This is a genomic window from Streptomyces sp. NPDC047022, assembly GCF_040644155.1.
GTDB lineage: Bacteria > Actinomycetota > Actinomycetes > Streptomycetales > Streptomycetaceae > Streptomyces.
The window spans coordinates 1-23,433 of the sequence record NZ_JBEYVV010000048.1 but is presented as its reverse complement, the minus strand read 5'-3'; the positions used below and the strand labels follow the sequence as shown (position 1 = coordinate 23,433).

At 70.5% G+C, this 23,433-nt stretch carries 15 protein-coding genes; 8 read left to right on the top strand and 7 right to left on the bottom strand.

Annotation, left to right across the window (positions count from 1 at the left end; translation table 11 throughout):
- Positions 1–34: 34 nt before the first annotated feature.
- From ABZ845_RS29835 to ABZ845_RS29810, 6 genes are all read right to left on the bottom strand, one after another.
- Positions 35–1,210, bottom strand: coding sequence for a beta-propeller fold lactonase family protein (locus tag ABZ845_RS29835; protein ID WP_360985892.1), 1,176 nt, complete (start codon positions 1,208–1,210; stop codon positions 35–37).
- On the bottom strand, positions 1,210–1,986 hold the full coding sequence (locus tag ABZ845_RS29830; protein WP_360985928.1) for a polysaccharide deacetylase family protein: 777 nt from the start codon (positions 1,984–1,986) through the stop codon (positions 1,210–1,212). Before ABZ845_RS29830 ends, ABZ845_RS29835 begins: the two co-directional genes overlap by 1 nt.
- A gap of 176 nt (positions 1,987–2,162) precedes the next feature.
- Positions 2,163–2,666 (bottom strand): ATP-binding protein, encoded by a 504-nt coding sequence (locus ABZ845_RS29825; RefSeq protein WP_360985890.1) that lies wholly within the window; start codon positions 2,664–2,666, stop codon positions 2,163–2,165.
- Between the two features lie 293 nt (positions 2,667–2,959).
- The gene (locus tag ABZ845_RS29820; protein ID WP_360985925.1) at positions 2,960–3,727 is read right to left on the bottom strand and encodes an enoyl-CoA hydratase-related protein; all 768 of its coding nucleotides are present in this window, start codon (positions 3,725–3,727) and stop codon (positions 2,960–2,962) included.
- A 122-nt stretch (positions 3,728–3,849) separates the two neighbouring features.
- Positions 3,850–5,100 carry an Ig-like domain-containing protein gene (locus ABZ845_RS29815; protein ID WP_360985887.1) on the bottom strand — a complete coding sequence of 417 codons (1,251 nt, stop codon included), beginning with the start codon at positions 5,098–5,100 and terminating at the stop codon, positions 3,850–3,852.
- 207 nt (positions 5,101–5,307) lie between these two features.
- Positions 5,308–6,525 (bottom strand): Ig-like domain-containing protein, encoded by a 1,218-nt coding sequence (locus tag ABZ845_RS29810; RefSeq protein ID WP_360985884.1) that lies wholly within the window; start codon positions 6,523–6,525, stop codon positions 5,308–5,310.
- Positions 6,526–6,727: 202 nt separating this feature from the next.
- Here ABZ845_RS29810 and glgX point away from each other — a divergent pair, with 202 nt between their 5' ends.
- The 6 genes from glgX to ABZ845_RS29780 all read left to right on the top strand — a co-directional run bounded on the left by glgX (position 6,728) and on the right by ABZ845_RS29780 (position 18,085).
- On the top strand, positions 6,728–9,037 hold the full coding sequence (glgX, locus tag ABZ845_RS29805) for a glycogen debranching protein GlgX (RefSeq protein WP_360985881.1): 2,310 nt from the start codon (positions 6,728–6,730) through the stop codon (positions 9,035–9,037).
- A 166-nt stretch (positions 9,038–9,203) separates the two neighbouring features.
- Entirely contained in the window at positions 9,204–11,096 is a 1,893-nt protein-coding gene (locus tag ABZ845_RS29800) for an ABC transporter ATP-binding protein (RefSeq protein WP_360985878.1), read from the top strand.
- On the top strand, positions 11,093–12,985 hold the full coding sequence (locus tag ABZ845_RS29795) for an ABC transporter ATP-binding protein (RefSeq protein ID WP_360985875.1): 1,893 nt from the start codon (positions 11,093–11,095) through the stop codon (positions 12,983–12,985). Before ABZ845_RS29800 ends, ABZ845_RS29795 begins: the two co-directional genes overlap by 4 nt.
- A gap of 347 nt (positions 12,986–13,332) precedes the next feature.
- A complete protein-coding gene (locus ABZ845_RS29790; RefSeq protein ID WP_360985872.1) occupies positions 13,333–15,381 on the top strand; it encodes a M4 family metallopeptidase in 2,049 nt (682 codons plus the stop codon).
- A 307-nt stretch (positions 15,382–15,688) separates the two neighbouring features.
- Positions 15,689–17,362: a M4 family metallopeptidase gene (locus tag ABZ845_RS29785; protein ID WP_360985869.1), complete on the top strand. Its 1,674-nt coding sequence runs from the start codon at positions 15,689–15,691 to the stop codon at positions 17,360–17,362.
- A 216-nt stretch (positions 17,363–17,578) separates the two neighbouring features.
- Positions 17,579–18,085 carry a DUF1990 domain-containing protein gene (locus ABZ845_RS29780; protein ID WP_360985866.1) on the top strand — a complete coding sequence of 169 codons (507 nt, stop codon included), beginning with the start codon at positions 17,579–17,581 and terminating at the stop codon, positions 18,083–18,085.
- A gap of 87 nt (positions 18,086–18,172) precedes the next feature.
- On the opposite strand, the gene glgP is transcribed toward ABZ845_RS29780, so the two are convergent.
- Positions 18,173–20,797, bottom strand: a complete 2,625-nt coding sequence (glgP, locus tag ABZ845_RS29775) for an alpha-glucan family phosphorylase (RefSeq protein ID WP_360985863.1) — start codon at positions 20,795–20,797, stop codon at positions 18,173–18,175.
- A gap of 413 nt (positions 20,798–21,210) precedes the next feature.
- On the opposite strand from glgP, the gene ABZ845_RS29770 reads away from it, so the two are divergent.
- Positions 21,211–22,404, top strand: coding sequence for a S8 family peptidase (locus tag ABZ845_RS29770; protein WP_360985922.1), 1,194 nt, complete (start codon positions 21,211–21,213; stop codon positions 22,402–22,404).
- A gap of 321 nt (positions 22,405–22,725) precedes the next feature.
- Positions 22,726–23,433 (top strand): maltotransferase domain-containing protein (locus ABZ845_RS29765; RefSeq protein ID WP_360985860.1); only part of this gene is annotated, 708 nt, incomplete at its 3' end.

Below are 23,433 nucleotides of genomic sequence, written 5' to 3'. Positions count from 1 at the left end.
GTACTGACGCAGGTCAGATTAGCCGGTGCGAGGGTCAGCGGTAGACGCCCGTGTGGCCCAGCGAGTAGCGGCCGGGCTGGGGGTAGACGGCGAGACCGTGCGGTCCGGTGCCCACCTTGATGCGGGCGAGTTCCCGGCCGGTGCGGGTGTCGACCGCGTACACCTCCGAGTTGTAGCGTCCGGACAGCCACAGCACGGTGCCGTCCGTGGAGACGCCGCCCATGTCGGGGCTGCCGCCGCCGGGCAGCCGCCATTTCGCGGTCAGCCGGTTCTCCTTGAAGTCGAAGACGGAGATGGTGCCCTCGCCCCGGTTGGAGATGTACATCACGCGGGAGTCGCGACTGACGTAGAGTCCGTGCGCGCCCTTGCCGGTGTACAGGAGCGTCGGCTGGGCGAAGGTGTCGCCTTCGAGGATCCACACGCCGTCGGCCACCATGTCCGCGATGTAGAACCGCCGCCCGTCCGGGGACATCTTCACGTCCTGCGGCATGGCGCCCCTGACCGGCAGCGTCTGCTCGCCGATCACCTTCATCTTCTCGGTGTCGACCTTCAGCAGTTGACCGCTGAACTCGCAGGAGACGATGAAGTAGCGGCCGTCGACCGAGAAGTCGGCGTGGTTGACGCCGCCGCAGTTGGCCGGGAGGGCCTTGACCAGCTTCATGGTGTGCGCGTCGCGGAAGACGAGCTGGTGGTCTCTGGAGGCCATCACGACCGCGTACTTGCCGTTGGGCGTGAAGTACAGGTTGTACGGGTCGTGCACGGCGACCGGCTTGCCCGCCTTGCCGGTCATCGGGTCGATGGGGGTCAGGGAGTTGCCGAGGTCGTTGTTGACCCACAGCGTCCTCAGGTCCCAGGAGGGCACGACGTGCTGCGGCTGGCGGCCGACCGGGATCGTGTCGATGACCTTGTACGTCGCCGGGTCGATGACGGTCACGGTGTTGGAGATGGTGTTGGGGACGTACACGCGATCGGGGAAGTTTTTGACCACCGGGGAGAGCTGCCCTGGACGGTCGGCGGTGTAGATGTCCTTGGGGTCGAGCACGGGCGGCATGCCCGGCAGGGTCTGCACGGCTCTTTGCTGCTGGGTCGTGTCGGCGGGCGCCTTGGTCGCCGGGGGCTCGGCCTTGTGGGAGGTCGCGCCGGTGCATCCGGCGAGGGCGGTGAGCGCGGCACCGGCGATCAGTACGCGCGTGAGGGTCGTGGGGTACATCAGGTCAGCAGCTCCGTGGTGGTCACCGCGGTCAGGCCGCGGCGGTCGAGTTCGTGCAGAAGGGCGGGGAAGGCGGTGACCGTGTCCGCGTACCCGAAGTGCAGGCTCACGACGGAGCCGCCCCGGGCCTCGGCGACGACCTTGCGGGTGACGGCGGCGGCGCCCGGTGAGGTGTAGTCGAGCGAGTCGACGTCGTACGACAGGACGTGCGGGTAGCCCGTGCGGCGGGCCAGGCGTTCGACCAGCGGGGTGGCGCGCGGGGCCCGGGAGGGCCGGAACCAGGTGCCGATGGACCCGGTCAGCCGCCGCAGCCGGTCGGCGCACGCCTGGATCTCCGCGAGCGCGTCCTTCTCGGACATGGTGTTGATGCCGAGGTGACGCTGGGTGTGGTTGCCGAGGTCGTGTCCGCCGTCGAGGATGCGGCGGGCGATGTCGGGGTACTGGTCCAGCCAGCTCCCGACCGCGAGCACGGTGACCTTCGCGCCCGCCTGCTCGGCCGTGCCGAGGATCGACCGGGCGAAGCGGGGGTCACCCTGGCCGTGGAAGGTGAGCGCGACGCGGGCGCGGTCGCGCGGGCCGTGATCGATCTGACCGGGCCGGTCCGGGTAGGCCCGGGGCTGGGCGGCTTCGCTCGGGGAGGCCGCGGGGTGACCGGTCGCCCGCCGCGGTCGCTCTTGCCGGCCGGTGCCCCCGCCGGAGGAGCATGCGGCGGTGAACGCACCGGCGGACACGGCGAGTCCCGCGCCCGTGCGCAGCGCGGTGCGACGGTCGGGCACCGTGGACGCGGGGCCCGTTTCACGGTCCGGGGAAGAGGGAGGGACAGTCGTGCTCACTCTCCCATTTAAGGGGGGTTCGGCGCGAAACCCGGCGATTGAGCGCATGCCCGGAAGGGTGCGTCGTTCTGGTCATACACGGGCAAAGTCCGGCTCTTCGCCATATGGTGACGGCGACGTCAGCGGTCGGCCACCCGCATCTCGAACCAGGTGGTCTTGCCGCGCGGCAGCAGATCAACGCCCCAGCGGTCGGCGAGCTTGTCCACGAGGTACAGCCCCCGGCCGCTCACGTCCAGTTCCTGCACCGGCATCAGGCAGGGCAGCCCGCGGGACGGGTCGCGGACCTCCACGCGGATCCAGCCCCGGCGGCGGCGCATGCGCAGCCCGAACGTGCGCGCCCCCGTGTGCTGCACGGCGTTGCCGACGAGTTCGGACACGAGCAGAACCGCGTCCTCGGTCATCCTCGGACCGAGCCCCCAGTGGCGCAGAACCACGACCTGGGTGAGCCGGCGTGCCGTGGCCGCGGATTCCGGCAGGGACGGCAGTGACGCCTCCGCCTCCGCGGGATTCCCGAACAACTCCAGTGCTTCGAGCGCCCGTTCGTCCTCGATCGCCGGTGACCAGCGTGCCGCGGTCGCACCCCTGTGCCGCCGCGGCTGTTCGATACCCTCCAGCCCCGCCATGCCCCCCATCATGGCCGTCCACCGTGACGCCCGTGGGCGTTACGACGGAATACACCCCTCGGAAGCATGCATCCGACGCGATGCGCCCGGCATGTGCCAGATGCAGGTCGAACTTGCCGAGAACCCAACTGACCTGCGTGTTCAGGCCAGTTGGGTTCGGTCGCCCAACATCCCTCGGCATAAGGTGCTTAAGCTCGCCTTAAGGCCGGGATAAACCGCTCGGTCGGGGGACGCGAACTCGGCTTGTCCGTATGGACGATGACGGACTGACAGGACTGTCAGGACCGTCAGGCTCAGACGAACTTCGCCTTGCCCGGACCTTCCTCCACGAAGCTGCGCATCCCGCGCTCGCGGTCCTCGGTCGCGAACAGGCCCGCGAACCAGTTCCGTTCCACCGCGAGACCCGTCTCGATGTCCGTCTCGAGGCCGGTGTCGATGGCCTCCTTGGCGGCGCGCAGCGCGATGGCGGGACCCTGGGCGAGCTTCGCCGCCCAGGCGTGCGCCTCGGTGTACACGTCCTCGGCGGGCACCACCCGGTCCACCAGGCCCAGGGTCAGCGCCTCGTCCGCCTTGACCATGCGGCCCGTGAAGATGAGGTCCTTGGCCTTGGACGCCCCGATGAGGCGCGCCAGCCGCTGGGTGCCGCCCGCGCCGGGGATCAGGCCGAGCAGGATCTCCGGCTGGCCCAGCTTGGCGTTCTCGGCGGCGATGCGGAAGTCCGCGCACAGCGCGAGCTCGCAGCCACCTCCCAGGGCGTAACCCGTGACGGCGGCGACCACCGGCTTGGGGATGCGGGCGACGGCCGAGAAGGAGTCCTGGAGGGCGCGCGAGCGCAGGACCATCGCCGCGTGGTCCATGCGCTGCATCTCCTTGATGTCAGCGCCCGCCGCGAAGACCTTCTCCCCGCCGTAGAGGACCACGGCGCGTACGTCCTCGCGGCGCGTGGCCTCCTCGGCGAGTTCCCTGATCCGGTCCTGGGTGGCTACGTCCAGCGCGTTCATGGGCGGACGGTCCAGGCGGATGGTGCCCACACCCTCGGCGACTTCGAGATGCACAGTCACAGTCATGCAGGAAGGTTAACGGGCACTAACGGGACCGGACCCGGTGTGCTCGCTCACAGCGACACACCGGGTCCGGTCCCGTGTCCTCCACCGGGGTGCCCCAGGGGGTGCCCCGTGCGGTGCTACTTGATCCACTCGTCCCAGGGCATGTTCCAGCCGTTGAGCCCGTTGTCGGGAGCGACCGTCTTGTCGTGGGCGTTCTTCACGACGACGACGTCACCGATCATCGAGTTGTCGTAGAACCAGGCGGCGGGCGCCGACTTGTCGTATCCGCCGCGCACATCGCGCAGACCGACACAGCCGTGGCTCGCGTTGTAGTTGCCGAAGGCGTCGCCGCCCCAGTAGTTGCCGTGGATGAAGGTGCCGGTGTCGGTCAGGCGCTGGGCGTGCGGCACGTCCTTGATGTCGTACTCGCCGCCGTAGCCGACGGTCTCGCCGTTCATCCGGGTCACTTCGAGGCGCTCGCTGATGACCATCTGGCCGTTCCAGGTGTCGTATCCCGGCTTGCCGGTGGTGGCCGGAAGGGTCTTGAACACCTTTCCGTCGCGCATGACCACCATCTTGTCGGTCTTGGCGTCGACGGTGGAGACCTGGCTGCGCCCGATGGTGAAGTGGACCGTCCTGACCTGCTTGCCGTAGACACCGGGGCGTCCCTCGACGCCGTCGAGGTTGATGTCCACGGTGACCTTGGTGCCGGCCTTCCAGTACTGCTCGGGCCTGAAGTCGAGGCGGTCGTTGCCGAACCAGTGGCCGCGGACGTCCACGGCCGGCTCGGTCTTGATGCTGATGGCCTTCTGGACATCGGCCGGGTGCGTGATGCCCCGGTCGAAGCGGATCGAGAACGGCATGCCCACGCCGACCGTGGTGCCGTCGTCGGGCTCGTAGGTGCCGGTGAAGCTGTTGTGCGGTGTGAGCGTGGTGAAAGAGGAGTCCTCGGCGGAGGTCAGGCCCGCGGAGTCCTTGGCGACCGCGTGGACCTTGTACGCGGTGGCCGAGGCGAGGTGCGTCGAGGGCGTCCAGGCGGTGCCCCCGCCGGATATCGTCCCCGGCACCTGACGGCCCTTGGCGTCCTCGACCTTCACCTCGGTCAGCTTGCCCTTGGCCGCCGTCACTTTCAGGATTCCGCTGGTGTCCACGGCCTTGGCCCCGTTCTTCGGGGCGATCGTGACGACGGCCTGCGACTGCTTGCTGCCCGTCTGCTCATCGCTCTTGCCGTTGCCGCCGGCGCTCCCCGAACCGGAACCGCCGCCCCCGCCGCATGCGGTGGCGGTCAGCAGCAGGGCACCGAATATCAGTGCCGACAGCCCCTTGCGCCTGCGACCCGCCCTGCGGCTCACACCAACCGACGCCCCCGATATCGGTCGCCCGTTCACGTTGCTCTTTCTCCCCTCGCACGGCCTGACCAGGCCCGCACCCCAGCGCGACCCGCGCGCTCATGGCGCAAGATTAATCTCACGCCCGGGCTCGATGACTCCCCCCGATTGTCACCGTTCAGTCCCAAATCCATACCGCGCGCAGGCGCACGGAGAGGACAGGGGTGCGCCCCCCGCGTGCCCCGGCCTCCCTTCGGGCGACACGCCCTACCGCACCGCGCCGCCCGCCTTCCAGGCGCTCCAGCCCATGTTCCATCCGCCGAGCCCGTTGTCGGGAGCGACCTTCTTGTCCTTGCTGTGGACGACCTCGATGACGTCGCCGACGAGACTGCGCTCGTAGAACCAGCCCGCCGGGGTCCGGGAGTCCCCGCCCTTGACGTCCCGCAGCCCCACGCAGCCGTGGCTGACGTTGACGTGCCCAGGGGCGTAGGGGGCCCAGTAGTTACCGTGCACGAAGGTCCCGGAGTCGGTCAGGCGCATGGCGTGCGGGACATCCGCGATGTCGTACTCGCCGCCGAACCCGACCGTATGACTGTCCATGCGGGTGACCTCGAGCATCTCCATCACCACCATCTTGCCGTTGTACGTGGTGGTCTTCGGACCGCCCGCGGTGATCGGCACCGTGGCGATGAGCTTGCCGCCCCGGCGGACCTGCATCATGTGCGCGGCTGCGTCGACGAGCGAGGTCTGGCTGCGGCCGACGGTGAACGACATGTCCTTGTACTGGAGTCCGTACACCCCGGGCGCGCCCTCCACGTCCCGCAGCCGCAGCCCGACGGTGACCCTCGTGCCGGGCTTCCAGTAGTGCTCGGGCCTGAAGTCGAGGCGGTCGTTGCCGAACCAGTGGGGGCGGATCTCGACCGCCGGCCGGGCGGTCACGCGGATCGCGCGCTCGACGGCGGCCCGGTCCTCGATCGCCCGGTTGAACTGTACGGAGACGATCATTCCGGTGCCCACGGTCGTGTTGTTCTCGGGGGTGAGGTACCCGATGAACCGCTGTCCGGGGACGAAGGTGGTGAAGGTGGCGTGGCGGGCCGTGCGGCGGCCCTCGCCGTCGTGGGCCACAGCGTTGACGGTGTACTTGGCGGCGAGGGCGAGGCGACGGCTCTCGGGCACCCAGACCTTGCCGTTGGGAGAGAGATGACCGGGCACCGGCCAGTCCTGTCCGTCCTGCGACATGACAACGGTCACCGACTCCAGCCGGCCGGTCGGCACGAGGACCCTCAACCGCCGGTCGGCGTACACGCCCTTGCTGCCGTCGCCGGGGAAGACACGGATGACATCGCCGGGCACGGGCGGTGAGCCGGGCTTGTCGTCGGATGATCCGTGGGAGGTGCAGCCGGCCAGGAGGGCCGCCCAGGTCAGTACCGCGGCCAGTGCGGTCAGCGCGGCCCTTGCGCGCCGCGCGCGCGTGTGTACGTGCATCACGACGATCACAACGACCCAGCCCCTCCTGGGGAAACGTGAGTGCGAGCCACGCTCTGGGCAGAACAGTGGAAAGGACGACACGACGGGGGAGCCGCGCCCGTGAGCCGCAGGGGCGCCCCGAAGGCGGACAGGCCAGGAATGAGCGGGGCACCGTGCGCTCTTTTCCGTGTCGTCCCGACGAGCCGCGGGAGGCCGAAGCGTGTCGAGCGCAGCCGAGCAGAAGGCAGTGCAGGAGGCAGTGCAGGAGACGGAGCAGAAGGCGGTACGGGAGGCGGTACAGGAGGAGCGGGCGGACGAGGGACGGTCCGCGCGCCCGGCCGACCTGCCGCACGGCGACCGGCCCCAGATCCCCTCCGCGCCGGTGTGGCCGGGTGCGCCCACCCCGCTCGGGGCACGCTTTCGCGCGGGCCCGGACGCAACGGTGGGCACCAACTTCGCGCTGTGGGCGGGCGGCGCGGAGGCGGTGGAGCTGTGCCTGTTCGACGGGCGGGGCGCCGACAGCCGCGAGACCCGGGTCCGGCTCACCGAACTGACGCACGAGATCTGGCACGGCTTCGTGCCCGGCGTGATGCCCGGGCAGCGGTACGGATTCCGGGTGCACGGCCGCTGGGACCCGTGGACAGGGGCGCGCTGGAACCCGGCGAAGCTGCTCCTGGACCCGTACGCGCGGGCCGTGGACGGCGACTTCCGCCTGCCGCCGGAGGTGTACGGGCATGTGCGGGACTGGCCGCAGCAGCATGTCGCGGACACCGTGCGCGACGAGCGGGACTCGGCACCCCACGTCCCCAAGGGCGTGGTCGTGCACGATGACGACGACTGGGCCGACGACCACCGCCCGAAGACGCCCTGGGCGGACTCGGTCATCTACGAGCTGCATGTGCGCGGTTTCACCCGGCTGCACCCCGGCATACCCGAGGAACTGCGCGGCACCTACGCGGGCCTCGCGCACCCGGCGGCGATCGAGCACCTGGTGAAGCTGGGCGTGACGGCGGTGGAGCTGCTGCCGGTGCACCAGTTCGCGCACGAGGACCACCTGCTCAGCCGAGGCCTGCGCAACTACTGGGGCTACAACTCGATCGGCTACTTCGCCCCGCACGCGGCCTACGCCTCCTCCGGTACGACGGGTCAGCAGGTCGGCGAGTTCAAGCGGATGGTACGGGCCCTGCACTCGGCCGGGATCGAGGTGATCCTCGACGTCGTCTACAACCACACGGCGGAGGCGGGGGAACTCGGCCCGATGCTGTCCCTCAAGGGCATCGACAACCGCGGCTACTACCGTCTCCAGCCGGACGCCCGCCGGTACGCGGACTACACGGGCTGCGGCAACACGCTGCACGTGGTGCAGCCGCACGTGCTGCGGCTGATCACCGACTCGCTGCGCTACTGGGTGACCGAGATGGGCGTGGACGGCTTCCGCTTCGATCTGGCGGCGGCCCTGGCGAGGTCCATGCACGACGTCGACATGCTGTCCCCGTTCCTGGCGGTGATCGCCCAGGACCCGGTGCTGCGCCGGGTCAAGCTGATCGCGGAGCCCTGGGACGTGGGCTCGGGCGGCTACCAGGTCGGGGCGTTCCCCCCGCTGTGGACGGAGTGGAACGACCGCTACCGGGGTGCCGTACGGGACTTCTGGCGGGGTGCGCTGCCGGACGTACGGGACCTCGGCTACCGCCTGTCGGGCTCGAGCGACCTGTACGCCTGGGGCGGCCGGCGGCCGTACGCCTCGGTCAATTTCGTGACGGCGCACGACGGTTTCACCCTGCGCGACCTGGTGTCCTACGAGCGCAAGCACAACGAGGCCAACGGCGAGGGCAACCGTGACGGGTCCGACGACAACCGGTCCTGGAACTGCGGCACGGAAGGGGAGACGGACGACGCGCGCGTTCGGGCCCTGCGCCGGCGCCAGCTGCGGAACCTGCTGACGACCCTCCTGCTGTCGACGGGGGTCCCGATGCTGGTGGCCGGGGACGAGATGGGCCGAACCCAGCACGGCAACAACAACGCCTACTGCCAGGACAACGAGATCGGCTGGGTGGACTGGACCCTGCTCGCAGAGCCGGGCTGGCGGGCGCTGTTCGACCTGACGTCCCGTGTGATCGCGCTGCGCCACCGACATCCGGTGCTGCGCCGCCGTGCGTTCTTCTCCGGGCGGGCGCATTCGGCGGACGGCCTCAGGGACCTCGCGTGGTTCACGGCACGCGGGGAGGAGATGACGGAACGCGACTGGTACGCGCCCGCGGCCACGCTGGGCATGTACCTCTCCGGCCGGGACATACCGGGCCGGGACGCGCGCGGAGCGCCGGTGGTGGACGACAGCTTCCTCGCGGTGCTGCACGCCGGGGACCGGCCGGAGGGCTTCGTCCTGCCGGGGCCGCCGTGGGCGGAGCACTACGAGGTCGTCGTCGACACCTCGCGGGAGGAGCAGGGGCGGGCGCCGGGGACGGTCCACCGGGCGGGGACGGCGCTGACGGTGGAGGGGCGGTCGGTGCTGCTGCTGAGGGTGAAAGCGTGAACCACCGCCCGGACCGAGCCGGCGAAGAGGAGTCCCCTGCGACCGCGTCCACGTGCCGGCCCTCTCGTCCGGCTGTTTGAACGCGCAGGTCGTAGGACCAAGGGCGGATCCGGAGGGGGCCAAAACTCGGTGGGCACTGTCAGTGCCGGTCCGTAGGCTCGCTTCGATGCCCAGACAACGTGTAACTCCCAAGGACCGTTCCACCGTACGGACCCTGCTGCGCTTGTGGCCGTATGTGCGGCCCGTGCGGGCGCGGCTGCTGACCGCCGCGTTCGTCGCCACCGTCGCGTCGTGCGTCGGCCTGGTGATCCCGCTGGTCCTGAAGTGGATGGTGGACGGGCCGGTGGCACGGCGGGATCCGGCCGGTGTGTGGACCGGCGCGCTGTATCTGCTGCTGCTCGGGATCGCCGAGGCGCTGCTGTTCGGCATACGGCGCTGGCTCGTGGCCCGGCCGCTATCCCGGGTGGAGGCGGACATGCGGGCGGATCTGTACCGGCATCTGCAGCGGCTGCCGGTCGCCTTCCACGACCGCTGGCCGTCGGGGCAGCTGCTGTCGCGGGGCACCACCGATCTGATGCTGCTGCGCATGTTCCTCGCGTTCCCGCTGACGTTCCTGCTGGTCAACGGGGTGACGATTCTTATCGGCGTCATCATCATGCTGGGGCAGGACTGGACGCTGGGGCTGGTCGTCCTGGGGCCCGCCGTGCCGGTGATGTGGCTCTGCGTCGTCTTCGAGGGCCGGTACGCCGAGGTGGCACGGCTCGCCCAGGACCAGGTCGGGGACCTGACGACGGTCGTCGAGGAGAGCGTCCTCGGGATCCGGATCATCAAGGGGTTCGGGCGTCACCGCAGCCAGGCGCGGGCCTTCAAGGAGCTGTCGCGGAAGTTGCGCGCCACCGAACTGCGCAAGGCCCGGCTGCTGGCGGCCATCTGGGCCGTGATCGTGACGCTGCCCGAGGTGGCGATCGGGGCGGCGCTGGTGCTGGGCGCCGTACAGGTGGCGGACGGTGACCTGTCGACGGGCACGCTGGTCGCGTTCCTGAGCACGGCGCTCGCGCTGCGCTGGCCCGTCGACTCGATCGGCTTCCTGCTGGCGATGACCCAGGAGGCGGCGACCGCGACCGAGCGCTACTTCGAGGTGATGGACGCGGAGCCGGAGGACCCCGGGACCACCGGGACGGCGGCCGACGCGGCCGAGGACACACACGGCGGTCTGCGCTTCGAGGGCGTCACCTTCCACTACCCCGACGCCCCGCCCGGTTCCCCGCCCGTCCTCGACCGCGTCGACCTCCATATCCGCCCCGGCGAGTCCATGGCCCTGGTCGGCGCGACCGGGAGCGGCAAGACCACGCTCACGGCGCTGGTCCCCCGGTTGCACGAGGTGTCCTCGGGGCGCATCACCGTGGACGGGCGGGACATCACGGCGATGTCCCGCGAGGAACTGCGGTCCAGGGTGGCGGTCGCCTTCGAGGAGCCCACCCTGTTCTCGGCGAGCGTCGCGGAGAACGTGCTCATGGGCGCCGGCGAGGACGCGGGCGAGCCGGAGCTGGAGCGGGCGCTCACCGTCGCGCAGGCCGCCTTCGCGCACACGCTGCCGCAGGGCACGCGGACCGAGGTCGGCGAGCAGGGGCTGAGCCTGTCCGGCGGCCAGCGCCAGCGGCTGGCCCTGGCCCGTGCCGTCGTCGGCCGGCCCGGGTTCCTCGTCCTCGACGACCCGCTGTCGGCGCTGGACGTGCACACCGAGGCGGCCGTGGAGGCCGCGCTGCGGCGGGTCCTCACGGAGACCACCGCGCTCATCGTGGCCCACCGGTCCTCCACCGTGCTGCTCGCCGACCGGGTCGCCCTGCTGTCCGGCGGCCGTATCGCGGCCGTGGGCACCCACCACGAACTGCTGCGCACCAACGCCGAATACGCCCATTTGATGTCCGGGGAACCGTCCGGGGAAGCATCTGGGAGCGCACTCGCGGGTGCGTCGAAGGATGCGTCCAGGAATGCGTCCAGGAATGCGCCCGGGAACGCGCCCGGGAACGCGCCCGGGAAGAAGGAGGACGACCGATGAGTGCCCCTGCCCCCTCCTCCGCCTCGTCCACCTCCAGCGCTCCGGGCGACGCGGACGAATTCCCCCGCCCGCACGACACCGTCGGCACCGCCCACCCCGCCGACCCCTTCGACGACGATGTCCTGCCCGCGCCGCCCGGCGCCACGGCCGCCCTGCTGCGCTCGCTGCTCGCCCCGATGAGGTCCCGGGTCGTCCTCACCACTCTTCTGCTGCTGGTTCAGCAGGCGGCCGTGCAGGCGGGCCCGCTGCTCGTGGCGTACGCCATCGACCGGGCCGTACCGGCGCTGCGCGACCACGACCGTGGTCCGCTGATCGCGGTGGGCGTGGCCTACGGCGTGTGCGCGCTGCTCTCCGGCTCTCTCCAGTACGCGTTCATCGATGCCTCCGCACGCGTCAACCAGGACGTGCTGCTCGACCTGCGCGGCCGGATCTTCCGGCACGCACAGGCGCTGAGCGTCGACTTCCACGAGCGGTACACCTCGGGCCGGCTGATCTCACGCTCCACCACGGACGTGGAGTCCCTGCGGGAACTGCTCAGCGAGGGCCTCCAGGAACTGGTCACGGTCATCCTGTCGTTCGCGTACATCTCGGCGATGCTGCTCTGGCTGGACGCGGGCCTCGGCACGGTGGCGGTGGCCTCGTTCGTGCCGCTGTACCTCCTGATCCGGCTCTACCAGCGGCGGGCGGGACGCGTGTACAGGTCGCGGTCCACGGCGATCGCGGCCGTGATCGTGAAGTTCGTGGAGACGATGAACGGCATCCGGCCGGTGCGCACCTTCCGCCGGGAGGCCGCGAACGAGACAGTCTTCCGGGGCCTGAACCGGCGGCACGAACGCACCAACGGCGACGCGCTCCTGGAGATGGCCCGCTATGTGGTCGGCTCGCGGCTGGTCGCCAACACGGCGGTCGCGGTGATCGTGCTCTGGGGCGCCTACCGGGTGGCCTCCGGCTCGCTGGAGCTGGGGGTGCTGGCGGCGGCGGTGCTGTATCTGCGCCGGCTGTACGACCCGATCGACCGGCTGGGCATGTTCCTCAACTCGTACCAGTCGGCGGCGGCCTCACTGGAGAAGATCGCCGGACTGCTGGCCCAGACCCCGTCGGTCCCCGAGCCGTCGTCGCCGAAGCCGCTGCCCGAGCCGAAGGACGAGCACCCCGGCCGCGAGGTCGTCTTCGATGACGTCCGCTTCGCGTACCGCACGGGCGGCGAAGTGCTGCCCCGGTTCTCGCTGACGCTGCCCGCCGGGCAGACGGTGGCGGTGGTCGGCGCGACGGGCGCGGGCAAGTCGACCCTGGCCAAGCTGCTCGCCCGCTTCTACGACCCCTCCGGCGGGCGGGTCCTGCTCGACGGTGTGGACCTGCGCGACCTGTCCGTGCCCGAGCTGCGGCGCGGCGTGGTGATGGTCACTCAGGAGGCGTTCCTGTTCTCCGGCACGGTCGCCGAGAACATCGCGATCGGCCGCCCCGACGCCACCCGGGAGGAGATCGAGCAGGCGGCCAAGGCGATCGGCGCCCACGACTTCATCAGCGCGCTGCCCGACGGCTACGACACGGACGTACGCAAACGCGGCGGACGCATCTCCGCCGGGCAGCGCCAGCTCGTGGCTTTCGCCCGCGCCTTGCTCGCCGATCCTGCGGTCCTGATCCTGGACGAGGCGACCAGTTCCCTGGACATCCCTGGTGAACGGGCCGTGCAGCGGGCGATGGTGACGGTGCTGCGGGGCCGTACGGCCGTCGTGATCGCCCACCGGCTGTCGACCGTGGAGATCGCGGACCGGGTGCTGGTCATGGCGGACGGCCGCGTCGTGGAGGACGGAAGCCCGGCCGAACTGATCGCGGGCACGGGACGGTTCGCCGATCTGCACAGGGCGTGGCGCGACAGTCTCGTGTGAGTGAGCCGGGGCGTGTGCCCCGGATCCGCTGCGGTGGCCGGATCCGGGGCCTCCCGGTCCCTACGGGAGGCACTCGAACATTCGGCGAACAGTCCATATAGCGGACATGACTATCCACCCAACGAACGATTTCGGTCAACTTATTGACGCGGTCCTGACAGTGGGCGTGATCCCCTGACACGCTTCCCACGGCCCCTCCACAGCAACCCCACAGCTTGACCGCTGTGTCGTGGGCTGTTCCTTCACGCACGTGATTTCGCGTTCCTCCTGCTCTGCCCGGACGGCCACCTTCCGCCCGGGTCTCCCCACGGCCGCGCACCCCGCGGCCACGCAGCAAGGAGTCAGTGTTGAGAAGCAGTTCCTCTCGCAGACGCACCTCCCACGCCCCCGCCCACCGCGCCTCGGCCGTCGCCCTCGTCGGCGTCTCGGCCCTGCTGGCCGCCGCCGTCCAGTCGGGCGCGGCGAGCGCCGCCCCGGCCGCACCCGCCGGGAACATGAACCCCGCCCACATGGCGCTGAAGCTCTCCCCCTCGCAGCGCGCCGAACTGATCCGCGACGCCGACGCGGCGAAGGCGGACACCGCCCGGGCGATCGACCTCGGCCCGCAGGAAAAGCTGGTCGTCCGTGATGTCGTCAAGGACGCCGACGGCACCGTCCACACCCGCTACGAGCGCACCTACGCCGGCCTCCCGGTGCTCGGCGGCGACCTGATCGTGGACACGTCCAAGTCCGGGGCGACCGAGCAGGTCATCAAGGCCAGCCAGGCCACCATCAAGGTCGGCTCGCTCACACCCGCGGTCACCGCCTCCAAGGCGGAGCAGCTGGCGCTGTCCGTCGCCAAGGCCGCGGGCTCGAAGCAGGCCGGGGCCGAGCGCGCGCCCCGCAAGGTGATCTGGGCGGTCGGCGCCAAGGCCGTTCTCGCGTACGAGACGGTGATCGGCGGGTTCCAGGACGACGACACCCCGAACGCGCTGCACGTCATCTCCGACGCCACCACCGGCAAGCAGCTCTTCCGCTACCAGGGCATCGAGACCGGCGTCGGCAACACCCAGTACAGCGGGCAGGTCACGCTGACCACCACGCAGTCGGGTTCGACGTACACGCTGAACGACGGCTCACGCGGCGGCCACAAGACGTACAACCTGAACCACGGCTCGTCCGGCACCGGCACGCTGTTCTCGCAGTCGAACGACACCTGGGGCAACGGCACGACGTCCAACGCCGCCACCGCGGGCGCCGACGCGCACTACGGCGCGCAGGAGACGTGGGACTTCTACAAGAACATGTTCGGCCGCTCGGGCATCAAGAACGACGGCAAGGCGGCCTACTCGCGAGTCCACTACGGCAACTCGTACGTGAACGCGTTCTGGGACGACAGCTGCTTCTGCATGACGTACGGCGACGGCTCGGGCAACAACGACCCGCTGACCGCGCTGGACGTGGCGGGCCACGAGATGAGCCACGGCGTCACCTCCAACACCGCGGGCCTCGACTACACCGGGGAGTCCGGCGGCCTCAACGAGGCGACCTCCGACATCATGGGCACCGGCGTCGAGTTCTACGCGAACAACTCGTCGGACGTCGGCGACTACCTCATCGGCGAGAAGATCAACATCAACGGTGACGGCACCCCGCTGCGCTACATGGACAAGCCCAGCAAGGACGGGGCGTCCAAGGACAGCTGGTACTCCGGGCTCGGAGGGCTCGACGTCCACTACTCGTCGGGTCCCGCGAACCACTTCTTCTACCTGCTGAGCGAGGGCAGCGGCACCAAGGTCATCAACGGCGTGACCTACAACAGCCCGACCTCGGACGGCCTGCCGGTCACGGGCATCGGCCGCGACAAGGCGCTGCAGATCTGGTACCGGGCGCTCACCACCAAGTTCACCTCGACCACCAACTACGCGGCGGCCCGCACCGGGACGCTCGCGGCGGCGGGCGAGCTGTACGGCACCTCCAGCACCGAGTACAAGGCGGTGCAGGACGCGTGGGCGGCGATCGCGGTCGGATCGCGCTCCGGTGGCGGCGGCGGGGGCGGGGGCGGAGGCACGGTGTTCGAGAGCAACACCAAGGTCACGATCCCGGACAACGGGCCCGCGGTCACCTCGTCCATCTCCGTGACCGGGCGCAGCGGCAACGCGCCCAGCAACCTCCAGGTCACCCCGAACATCACGCACACCTGGCGCGGTGACCTGGTGATCGATCTGATCGGCCCGTCCGGCACCGCCTACCGGCTGAAGAACTTCAGCTCGTCGGACTCGGCGGACAACGTGACCGATACCTACACGGTCAACGCCTCCTCCGAAACGGCCAACGGGACCTGGAAGCTGAAGGTCCAGGACAAGGCGGCACAGGACGTCGGGACCATCAACGGATGGAAGCTGACGTTCCCGTAAACGGAACCTGAACTGCCGTCAGGAACCGTCGAGCGAGAGGGCGCCGTGCCGGGAGGCCACCCTTCCGGTACGGCGCCTTTTGCGACATCCGGGAACGATCTTGGCTCACGCTTGACCGGCACAGTGGCCCACGCCACAAGCATTTCCGTTCATCCGATGGTCGATTTTGAGTCAAGGTCGCTTCAGGGTCATGACATGTACGCGACGCTGATGTCACTCTTCCACCGCACGGCTCACCCGCACCGCAACTTCACACCTACCGTGCGGCCTCCCCACGTCGCATGGCAGCCCCCCATAAGGAGCTTGCGTGACTCCCCTCTACGCGCGTCACAAGCGCACCACTCTGGCCATCGCCACCGCTGTCGCGGCCGGAGCCCTGCTCGCCACCGGACTGACCACCGGTGTCGCAAGCGCCCACCCGGCCTCCGCTGCCGGAAAGGACAGCCGGCACCTCGCGGGGGCCCCTCTCGCGCTGTCCGCCGGCGCGCGCGCCTCCCTCATCAAGGAAGCCGAGACGACGGCGACCGAGACCGCCCGGAAGATAGGCCTGGGCGTCAAGGAGAAGCTGGTCGTCAAGGACGTCGTCAAGGACGCCGACGGAACCGTCCACACCCGCTACGAGCGCACCTACGCCGGCCTTCCGGTCCTCGGCGGCGACCTGGTCGTCCACGAGTCCGAGTCCGGCAAGACCGAGGGCGTGACCAGAGCGACGAACGAGGCCATCAAGGTGGCCTCGCTCAAGCCGGGGATCACCGTCGCCAAGGCCGAGAAGGCGGCTGTGTCCGCCGCGAAGACCCTCGGCTCCGCCAAGTCCTCCTCGGACGGCGCGCGCAAGGTGATCTGGGCGGGCTCCGGCAAGCCGGTCCTCGCCTTCGAGACCGTCGTCGGCGGCTTCCAGGACGACGGCACGCCGAGCCGGCTGCACGTCATCACCGACGCCGCCACCGGCAAGAAGCTCTTCCAGCACCAGGACGTGGAGACCGCCACGACCGGCACCGGCAACAGCCTCTACTCCGGCACCGTCAGCCTGAACACCTACAAGAGCGGCTCCAGCTACCAGCTGTACGACACCACACGCGGCGGCCACAAGACGTACAACAAGTCGCACAGCTCCAGCACGTCCAAAGGCACCCTGTTCACCGACTCGGACAACACCTGGGGCACCGGGAAGGCGTCCAGCTCCTCCGCCGACCAGACCGCGGCCGTCGACGCCGCCTACGGCGCGCAGGAGACCTGGGACTTCTACAAGAACACGTTCGGCCGCTCCGGCATCAAGGACGACGGCACGGCCGCGTACTCCCGCGTGCACTACGGCAACTCGTACGAGAACGCGTTCTGGGACGACGACTGCTTCTGCATGACGTACGGCGACGGCAGCGGCAACACCCACCCGCTGACCTCCCTGGACGTGGCCGGCCACGAGATGAGCCACGGAGTCACCGCCAACACGGCCGGCCTGGACTACTCGGGCGAGTCCGGCGGCCTCAACGAGGCGACCTCCGACATCATGGGCACCGGCGTGGAGTTCTACGCCAACAACAGCTCCGACAAGGGCGACTACCTCATCGGCGAGACGATCGACCTCAACGGTGACGGCACGCCGCTGCGCTACATGGACAAGCCCAGCAAGGACGGCGGCTCCGCCGACAACTGGTCCTCCGGCGTCGGCGACCTCGATGTGCACTACTCGTCGGGTGTGGCGAACCACTTCTTCTACCTGCTGTCCGAGGGCAGCGGCTCGAAGACCATCAACGGGGTCAGCTACGACTCCCCGACGTACAACAACTCGAAGGTCACCGGGATCGGGCGCGACAAGGCGCTGCAGATCTGGTACAAGGCGCTGACCACGTACTTCACGTCGACGACCAACTACAAGTCGGCGCGTACGGGGACCCTTTCGGCGGCCAAGGACCTGTACGGGTCAAGCAGCACCGAGTACAAGACGGTGGCCGCGGTCTGGTCGGCGGTCAACGTCAGCTAGGGCCTCTCGTCTGGATCAGACCGGGCTCGCGGGGTCTGGTGCCGCGACGGGTGCGTGGGGATCCTGCGCGGTTCCCCGCGCCCCTGTCGGGCACACTCCGGTGCCTCGTCACCCGCAGGTGCGCGGGGAGTTTTCGCGCAGTTCCCCGCGCCCCTGTCACAAGCGCAGCGGCCCCCGGCGGGAAAGTTCCGCCGGGGGTCCGCCTAGTCTGTGGGCATGTCCTTCACGTACGAGGAAGTCGGCGCGACCCGCGAGGCCGGGCAGTGCCCCGAGGGCTACCACTCCCTGCACGTGCGCACCCGGATCGGTGAGGGTGACGAGGTGTTCCGGCGTGCCGCCGACGCCGTTCTGACCTGGGAAATGCACCGCGCCGTGGGCGTCGGCGTCACAACGCAGAAGGACAGGGCGGAACCGGGAGCCGATGTCACCGTCACCCTTGCGGGGGTGATCAAGGCACCTTGCCGGGTGGTGTGGACGGTGGACGAGCGCCGACGGGCGGGATGCGCCTACGGCACGCTCACCGGCCACCCCGAGTGCGGCGAGGAGGCGTTCGTCGTGGACCGCACCGGGGACGGCACGGTCTGGCTGACGGTCACGGCCTTCAGCCGCCCGGCCAAGTGGTACACGAAGGCGGGCGGCGCGGCGGCGCGGGGGTTCCAGCACGCGTATGCGCGGCGCTGCGGAACCGCGCTGCGCAAGCTGTGCGCCGATCTGGAGATGTGACCGCGCCGTAGGACGGTGACCGGTCCTCCGAAGGGAGGACTCCCTCCGGAGGACCGCGGACAGCGCACGCAGTTCCCAGTGCCGCCGCTAGCGCAGCAGCACCCCTGCCCCCTCCGCCGAGCCGTCCGGCGGCGCGGCCACCAGGCCCGGTTCCGCTCCCGAGGCGAGGAGCGGATGGCTGGGCAGGATGCGGACGGTGTAGCCGTAGGGTCCCGTGCGGTCGAGGGCGAGCGGGCCCTCGTAGAGCCAGCGGCCCTCGAGGTCGGGGCCGCTGACGGGTTTCAGCGGGACCGTCGTCGCGTCCGCGATGCGGTCGTCCGCGTCTACCCGGCCGGAGACGGCCTGGACCTCGACATCGTCCGGGGCGAGGTCACCCAGGCCGACCCGCACCCGCAGGCCCAGTGTGGTGCCGAGTTCCGCCCGGGCCGTGGTGGCGGAGGTCTCGACATGGTCGACCGTCACGCCGTGCCAGGCGCCCCGCACCCGGGCCTTCCAGTCGGCCAGCGTCCGTGCGGCCACCGGGGTCATCGCGCGATGCGCGTGCGCGGCCGGGGTGTAGAGGCGCTCGACGTACTCGCGGACCATGCGGCCCGCCAGCACCTTCGGGCCGAGCAGGGTGAGCGTCTGGCGGACCATCTCGATCCAGCGGTCCGGCAGCCCGCTGGAGCCCCGCTCGTAGAAGCGTGGTGCCACCCGCTGTTCCAGCAGGTCGTACAGCGCCGCCGCCTCCAGGTCGTCGCGCCGGTCCTCGTCGGTGCCCACGCCGTCGGCGGTGGGGATCGCCCAGCCGAAGTCGGGCTGGAACCATTCGTCCCACCAGCCGTCCAGGACGGACAGGTTGAGGCAGCCGTTGAGGGCGGCCTTCATGCCGCTGGTCCCGCAGGCCTCCAGCGGGCGCAGGGGGTTGTTCAGCCAGACGTCGCAGCCGGGGTAGAGCTTCTGTGCCATCGCCATGCCGTAGTCGGGGAGGAACACGACGCGGTGGCGCACGCGCGGGTCGTCCGCGAACCGGACCAGCTCCTGGATCAGCCGCTTGCCGCCGTCGTCGGCCGGGTGGGCCTTTCCGGCCACCACGATCTGGAGGGGTCGCTCGGGGTGGAGCAGCAGCTCCATCAGCCGGTCCCGGTCGCGCAGCATCAGCGTCAGTCGTTTGTACGACGGTACGCGCCGGGCGAAGCCGATCGTGAGGACGTCCGGGTCCAGCACCCCGTCGATCCAGCCGAGTTCGGCGGCGCCCGCACCGCGCTGACGCCAGGAGGCGTACAGCCGTTCGCGCACCTCCAGGACCAGCTGCTCGCGCAGCACCCGGCGCAGATCCCAGATCTCCTGGTCGGCGATGTTCCTGATGGAGTCCCAGCGGTCGGAGCCGCCCACCGACAGGGCCTCCTCGGTGCGCCCCGCGCCGATCTGCCGGGCGCCGAGGCGGAACACCTCGGGTGCCACCCAGGTCGGCGCGTGTACGCCGTTGGTGACGGAGGTGATCGGCACCTCGTCGGGGTCGAAGCCGGGCCACAGTCCGGAGAACATCTCCCGGCTGACATTGCCGTGCAGCAGGGACACGCCGTTGGCGCGCTGGCCGAGCCTGAGGCCCATCACGGCCATGTTGAACAGGTTGGGCTCTCCGCCCGGGTACGTCTCCATCCCGAGCCGCAGGACGCGCCCCACGTCGAGGCTCGCCAGCTCCGCGTCCGGGCCGAAGTGGCGGGCCACCAGTTCCCGGTCGAAGCGGTCGATGCCTGCCGGGACGGGGGTGTGGGTGGTGAAGACCGTACCGGCCCGCACCGCCTCCAGGGCGGAGTCGAAGTCGAGACCGGTGGCGCACAGCTCGGCGATCCGTTCCAGGCCGAGGAAGCCCGCGTGTCCCTCGTTGGTGTGAAACACCTCCGGCTCGGGGTGCCCGGTCAGCCGGCAGTACGTACGCACCGCGCGCACCCCGCCGATGCCGAGCAGCATCTCCTGCTTCAGCCGGTGCTCGCTGCCGCCGCCGTACAGCCGGTCGGTGACGCTGCGCTCGCCGAGGTCGTTCTCCTCCACGTCGGAGTCGAGCATGAGCAACGGCACCCTGCCCACCTGCGCCAGCCAGATGCGGGCCTTGAGCCGGCGTCCGCCGGGCAGGGCGAGGGAGAGCCGGGCAGGGGTGCCGTCCGGCTCGCGCAGGGGCGCCAGGGGGAGTTCGTTCGGGTCGAGCACCGGATAGTGCTCCTGCTGCCAGCCGTCCCGGGAAAGGGTCTGCCGGAAGTAGCCGTGGCGGTACAGCAGCCCCACGCCGATCAGCGGGACACCGAGGTCGCTCGCCGCCTTCAGATGGTCTCCGGCGAGGATGCCGAGGCCGCCGGAGTACTGCGGCAGCGCGGCCGTGATGCCGAACTCGGGTGAGAAGTAGGCGATCGCGGCGGGGAGGCCGAAGTCGGTGGCACGCGACTGGTACCAGCGGTCGCCGCTCATATAGTCGGCCAGATCGTCGGCGGCAGCGGCGAGTCGCCGCAGGAAGCGGCGGTCCTCGGCCAGTTCCGCGAGCCGGGCGGGCGGCACGCTGCCCAGCAGCCGCACCGGGTCGCCGCCCGAGGCGGCCCAGCGCCCGGCGTCGACGGACTGGAAGAGGTCTCGGGTCTCCGCATGCCACGACCAGCGCAGATTGCGTGCCAGGTCGCTCAGCGGGTGAAGGGCTTCGGGGAGGACGGGACGTACGGTGAACCTGCGGATGGCCTTCACGAGTTCCACCTTCACGGAGGACGTACGCGGAGTGTCACCCCCGACGGTACGCCGCCGGACTCGCCCACCGTCGGGTTTGTCCACATCCGGGGGTGTGATGACCCTCCCTTGGAGGCACCGCCCCCGGACCCCCGCCGTCCCGGCCTGAACAGCCTCGTCCTCAATCGCCGGACGGGCTGTCGGGCCCAGGTGCCCATTCTTGGAGCCCCGGCGGATCCGTCCGAAATACTACGCAACCTTTACATGGCGGTCATAGCCGGTATGGCCGATTCCGCCCTCCCGGGTGACCTTGTGGGGGTTCGCGGCGCACGAGAGGCTGCCCGGAGGCGTACCGGCCGGTGGGGAGCGCGGGGAGGGGCCGGCTCCGGCCGTGCAAGGCCGGGTCGAGGAGGGGGATTCGAGCCATGGCACGGATGAGACGCCTGTGCGCACGCTGGGCCACCTGTCTCACCACCGCGTGGGCGGTCGTGGCGCTCTCGGTCACAGGTCCGCCCGCCCGGGCCGCCGAGGAGGGGACGGTGCTCGGCGCCGGGGCACCGGGCTCCGTCAACGGCAGCTACATCGTCACCCTCAAAACGGGGGCGAGGGCCTCGTCGGCCCTCGGCACGGAGTTCGCCGAGCAGTACAGGGTGAAAATAAGCCATGTCTACGGCAGTGCGCTCAACGGCTACGCGGTGCGGACGACCTCACAGCGGGCCCGGCGTCTCGCGGCGGACTCCCGTGTCGCCTCGGTGGTCCAGGACAGCAGGGTCGTGCTGGACCGCGTCCAGAGGGACCCGCCCTCGTGGGGCCTGGACCGCATCGACCAGCGCGGACTGCCGCTCGACCACGGCTACACCTGGTCGGGGAACGCGGGTGCGGGCGTGACTGTGTACGTCATCGACTCCGGAATCCGTGTCTCGCACAAGGACTTCGGGGGCCGCGCGAGCTACGGCTGGGACTTCGTGGACGGCGACAGGACCGCCACGGACCGCAATGGCCACGGCACACACGTGGCCGGAACCATCGCGGGAACCACGTACGGCGTCGCCAAGCGGGCCGAGGTGGTCTCCGTGCGCGTCCTGGACGACCGCGGCGCGGGCACCACCGCCCAGGTCATAGCGGGCATCGACTGGGTGACCCGGCACGCCAGAAAGCCCGCCGTGGCGAATCTGAGCCTGGGCGGCCACGCCGACGCGCAACTGGACGCGGCCGTCCGCGCCTCCATCGCCTCCGGCGTCACCTACGTGGTCGCCGCGGGCAACGGCGGGCTCCCAGCCGGTCTCTACTCCCCCGCCCGCGTCGCCCCGGCCATCACGGTCGGCGCCTGCGCCCGCGACGACTCCCGGGCTGCCTTCTCCAACTGGGGCGCGGACGTCGACCTGTTCGCCCCCGGGGTGGGGATCACCTCGGACTCCGCCGCGAGCGACACCGGCACGGCGACCCTCTCGGGAACGTCGATGGCGGCGCCGCACGCCGCCGGCGCCGCCGCCCTCTACCTCGGCGACCACCCCAAGGCGACCCCGGCGCAGGTGAGTCGGGCACTCGTGCGGCAGGCCGTGACCGGAAGGCTCCGGGACGCGGGCGCCGGGTCGCCCAACAGGCTGCTGTACGTGGGCGGTTCCTGACCTCGTCCCGTGCCCGTTCGATCCGGCCCGGCCGGGCACGCGTGTCGCGCGTACGGACCGCACATGCGTAAACAAGAATTAACCGGACACGCGTAACGTTACCGGCCTGGGCCCGACAGGGCCTCGCCCGCCAGCGGGTGGGGCCGGTCCTTTGAGACGTTCCGTACGCGGCCGGTCTTGAAGGTAGACATACGCGTGAGTAGTTAACAAAGTGCCGGAATGCCCACCCGCACTTGGTGGGCAGGCTCCTCCGGTAACCCCCTCCGGCTCAACTCCCGACACCCCGATCCGCCACCCACGTTGACGCGGACAGGAGCGGCCATGCCCCCGACGCACCACTCGCCTGCACACCTGGCAACCGGCACCGGCACCTCACCCGAACGGGAGTCCGACACCGCGACCCCCGCCCCGCGGAAGCCGTCCGCGGGCCCACGTCCCGCCCCGCCCGCCGCGACGGGAGCGGCGGTCGGCCGTATCCCCGTTCTGGACGTGCACCCCCTCGTCCTTCAAGGCCGCCGCCCGGCCAAAGCGGTGGCCGGCGAGGAGTTCGAGATCTCCGCCACGGTGTTCCGCGAGGGCCACGACGCCGTCGCCGCGAACGTCGTCCTCACCGATCCACAGGGCCGCCCCGGCCCCTGGACCCCGATGCGCGAACTCGCCCCCGGAACGGACCGCTGGGGCGCCACCGTGAGCGCGCCCTTCGAGGGCCGGTGGACCTACGCCGTTCAGGCTTGGGGCGATCCGGTCGGCACCTGGCGCCACCACGCGGAGATCAAGATCCCGGCGGGGATCGACACGGAACTGGTCCTCGCGGAGGGCGCGGACCTGTACGAGCGCGCGGCGGCAGGTGTCCCCGAGGACGAGAGCGAGGGCGGCCGTGACGTCCTGCTCGCCGCGGTGGACGCGCTGCGCGACACCGGCCGCCCCGCATCGTCCCGTCTGGCGGCGGGGTTGGCGCCTGAGGTGGGGGTGGTGCTGGCGCGTTGGCCGTTGCGTGAGGGGGTGTCGTCGTCGGTGGTGTTGCCGTTG